The organism is Acinetobacter sp. YH12231, from assembly GCF_013417755.1.
GTDB lineage: Bacteria > Pseudomonadota > Gammaproteobacteria > Pseudomonadales > Moraxellaceae > Acinetobacter > Acinetobacter amyesii.
The window spans coordinates 1-2004 of record NZ_VPDJ01000058.1 but is presented as its reverse complement, the minus strand read 5'-3'; the positions used below and the strand labels follow the sequence as shown (position 1 = coordinate 2004).

General features: G+C 35.0%; 3 protein-coding genes and 1 pseudogene. All 4 read right to left on the bottom strand.

Annotation, left to right across the window (positions count from 1 at the left end):
* Window positions 1–214 precede the first annotated feature (214 nt).
* Window positions 215–700 (bottom strand): hypothetical protein, encoded by a 486-nt coding sequence (locus FTV11_RS16865; protein WP_180009667.1) that lies wholly within the window; start codon window positions 698–700, stop codon window positions 215–217.
* Entirely contained in the window at window positions 669–1316 is a 648-nt protein-coding gene (locus tag FTV11_RS16860) for a hypothetical protein (RefSeq protein ID WP_180009666.1), read from the bottom strand. Before FTV11_RS16860 ends, FTV11_RS16865 begins: the two co-directional genes overlap by 32 nt.
* A 125-nt stretch (window positions 1317–1441) precedes the next feature.
* The gene (locus tag FTV11_RS16855) at window positions 1442–1663 is read right to left on the bottom strand and encodes an excalibur calcium-binding domain-containing protein (RefSeq protein ID WP_180009665.1); all 222 of its coding nucleotides are present in this window, start codon (window positions 1661–1663) and stop codon (window positions 1442–1444) included.
* A 249-nt stretch (window positions 1664–1912) separates the two neighbouring features.
* A pseudogene (locus FTV11_RS16850) lies at window positions 1913–2004 on the bottom strand (IS5/IS1182 family transposase); the annotation flags it as partial.

The window sequence follows — 2004 nt, the reverse complement described above, 5'->3', positions numbered from 1 at the left end:
CACTGCTTCGCAAGGCTAAATGAGTTTTACTATGATCAGCTACCCCAACAAAACAAGGTGGCTTAACTAGAGCGGAATATCACTTATAAATACGCTTTTAGTTGTTCAAACATGTGGGACCACCTCTTTGGTCAATTATTAGCAAGATGAATTTATTTTTAATCAGTCTAATAAAAAAGAGTGCCATATGGCACTCTTTTGATTTAAGTACAAATTAACCTTTATTGCATTTTGGATCTTGACCTAATGCACGAAGTTTATCCTGCTCTAAACGTTTTTTTAATACATTTTGATTGGCATTGTCTGTCAGAAGACTGCCACGTATTGTATAGATTGTAAGCTTAGATGAAGTTGAATCTATAGGCGTAATTGTAGTCTTAAAAATATAAGTCCCATATGGCGGTCTGCCATAAAAAGTCCCAATATTATTTTCACGATCTAGGTTAGCTTCAACTTTCAAATAATCATTATAAGTCCTGTATTCCACGCATTTTCCATATGCCTGCTTTAAGTTTGCATAGGATTGTACATAGTCCAAAGGAACTTCTACTGAACCACCACCATTGATTGATTTTGTGACCAATTCAGTTTCTGAGGTTGGTAGCATCATTCGTACGCAGCCTTGGAGCAATAACAGTGAAGTTAATAGCCCTAAGCCAGTAGCTGTTTTAATAAACTTTGACTTTTTTAAGGTTTGCATGCTCAACACCTTCAACAATACGTTTTGTAATAACAATAGATTCTGGCTCAGTCGCTTTAAATCGAGAGTCAACTTCATATTCAGCAATGAAAACTAGAGGTTTTGTATTTGGATTACGATCTACGCCAATCACATAATCTTTATTTTCTTCTAAAGTCACGTTTTTGATCTCAGTAAAGTAACTATGATTTCCAATGCCACTTACGAAAACAATGTCGTGTTGACCAACAGGTAGTTTGAGTTTCACCTGCGAATGATCAAATCTTGTTTGTGTAGTTGATGGGCTGAGTAGTGAGTTTTCTACAAATTTCACACGTTGCTGGTCAAAAGTGTAAACCGTGTAAGGGTACGCACTTAAAGAACCTGATCCTTGGAAAAACTCATAAGGAATTGTTTTGATCGTGGCATATTTTTGGCCCGAGCTCACGAGTTGGTTAGCATAAGCTTCTCGCTTTTCTGAAATAGGTGCATTTGCAGCAGTATTTAGGTAGCGTGCTTCCTTTGGAATGTGTAGCGGTAACATAGAAACTGACTTTTTATTATCAGCAGTTTCTACAACTTGACACCCGGTTAATAGACCAAATAAGCCTAAAAGTAAAAGTGGTTTAATATGCATTATTGATCCAAATTTATTCATAATTTTTGGTAAGCATAATTTACTTAAAATATATTTCGACTGAAATACATTAGGAAATAATTAAATCTAATGGATTAAATTATAATCAATATACTTGTTCAATTTTATCTTTTCTTCTTCGGGCACTTCTTGCCATTTCCACCCGGCAGGCAATCACAGGCCTGACCATCGCCGTCGCGGTCTAAACTTTTCCAACCTGTTTGTCCTGATTTCTTTCTTTGTTCATACCATTTCTGTGCTTGCTGCTGAGTACTAAAGTCAGCACACTTTTTTGCATAAACTTGAATGGAAGTGAACCCCAAAATTAAAATGAGTAAAAATTTCATAAATTATTTTAAAAGTAGAAAAGTCATGCAAATCTTATCAGTAAATTTACCGTGTGACAAAAAGTACACAATTTGTTAAATTAAGTAAAAATATAACATTCTTGGGGTATAAAGTGAACGGTATTACAATTTTTTTGCTTATATGTGTAGCACTTTTGGGGGCGGCTTTTTATTTTATATATGGGAAATATAAAGCAAAAGAAACTGAGAATACTAGGGTGTGTTGACATTTACAGCCGATAAATTGAGCTAAAGAGGCAACCATATAAATATACAAGCTAAAGCAACAGCGCTTTGATAGTTACGTTTTAGCTTATCGTATCTTGTGGCAATTCCTCTAA

Excerpts from the sequence above, each read along its gene's own strand:
- FTV11_RS16865 (WP_180009667.1), bottom strand. The coding sequence starts at position 700 with ATGCAAACCTTAAAAAAGTCAAAGTTTATTAAAACAGCTACTGGCTTA.
- FTV11_RS16860 (WP_180009666.1), bottom strand. The coding sequence starts at position 1,316 with ATGCATATTAAACCACTTTTACTTTTAGGCTTATTTGGTCTATTAACC.
- FTV11_RS16855 (WP_180009665.1), bottom strand. The coding sequence starts at position 1,663 with ATGAAATTTTTACTCATTTTAATTTTGGGGTTCACTTCCATTCAAGTT.